Source organism: Bradyrhizobium jicamae (assembly GCF_001440395.1).
GTDB classification, from domain to species: Bacteria; Pseudomonadota; Alphaproteobacteria; order Rhizobiales; family Xanthobacteraceae; genus Bradyrhizobium; species Bradyrhizobium jicamae.
In genome coordinates this window covers 1-1,343 of sequence record NZ_LLXZ01000158.1, presented here as the reverse complement: position 1 = coordinate 1,343, position 1,343 = coordinate 1, and the positions used below count along the sequence as shown (strand labels likewise).

General features: G+C 62.5%; 1 protein-coding gene. It reads left to right on the top strand.

Annotated elements, in window-relative coordinates; all coding sequences use genetic code 11:
• The first annotated feature begins 279 nt into the window (after positions 1–279).
• Positions 280–1,194, top strand: a complete 915-nt coding sequence (locus CQ12_RS25900; protein ID WP_245310150.1) for an IS110 family RNA-guided transposase — start codon at positions 280–282, stop codon at positions 1,192–1,194.
• The last annotated feature ends 149 nt before the right edge of the window (positions 1,195–1,343 follow it).

Below are 1,343 nucleotides of genomic sequence, written 5' to 3'. Positions count from 1 at the left end.
CTTTGCCCACCCTTGTATTAGGGCGCTGGTTTATCCTGACATCGTTCCATGAGGAATGGCCCAGCCCGGGTGGCCGCCCAGGCTGGGCCGCCGATTGATCGGATCGATGCCCACCGAAGCCGCAAAGGCTGTCTTCCGTAGCAAGATCGCGATCGGCACTTCACCGGGACCCGCATGGTTGAAGGAACTAAGGGTTCGCATCACAAGGAAGGGTCGATGAAGATGGCCAAGCGTACCACGATCTGTGCCGGGATCGATACCGGCAAACGGAAGCTCGATGTGGCGCTCGATGGCAGCTCGGAGCAGCTGCAGATCGATAATACGGCTGAGGGGTACGAGGTGCTGTTGGATTGGCTGCGACGCCATCGGATCAAACGCATCGGGATTGAGGCGAGTGGCGGCTATGAGCAGGCCGTTGTCGCCGAACTGCGGCGCAAGGGGATTGTCGTGGTGGTGTTCCAGCCGGCGCAAGTGCGCGCCTATGCCAAGTTCCACCTTCAACGAGCCAAGAACGACAGGATCGATGCTGCTCTGATCGCGGCTTGTACCGCCGCGGTCAGGAAGATCCACACCCCGCCAGATGCGCGACTGCTGCCGTTTGCCGAGCATCTGACAATGATCGATCAGATCGGCGAGGATATCGCGCTACTCAAGAACCGGCTCGAGACCTGCCGCAACGCGCGCATCCAGCAGGTCTGGAAGAAAGATATTTCCCGTCTGGCCAGGCGCGAGAGGATCGAGTTCAAGGCCCTGGTGGCGGCGATCCGCGAGCATCGCGATCTCGCCGAGCGGCTTGATCTGATCTACAGCGTCTCAGGCGCCGGGCTGCCGACCGCAGTCGCCATCCTGGTGCGCATGCCCGAGATCGGTCAGCTCACCCGTGAGCAAGCCGCAGCACTCGCCGGGCTCGCTCCCTATGACGACGACAGCGGTAAGCATGTCGGCGTCCGTCGCATCAACGGCGGACGCGAACGGCTGCGCCGCGCGCTTTATACCGCCGCCCTGCCGGCATCCTTCCGTTGGAATCCGCAGCTCATTACCCTTTACAAACGGCTGATCGCCGCTGGAAAGGGGCACAAGCGCGCGCTCATCGCCTGTGCCAGAAAGCTGCTTATTTTCGTCAACGCCGTCGTGGCACGCGGGATCCCGTGGGACCATGAGCGTCCCGCGACCGCGCTCCTGCAGGCCGGCTGATCCGGACGTTTCTTTGTTCGATCAGGAACCGTTTCTTCGTCCCGACCTGCCGCCACAACGACGTCGCGCGCAGACGCCGTCAAGGATGGTCGTCGCTCCGATGACGCAACCCATTCCGCTGTTGCCAGACCACGCCTTGACGGCGGCGA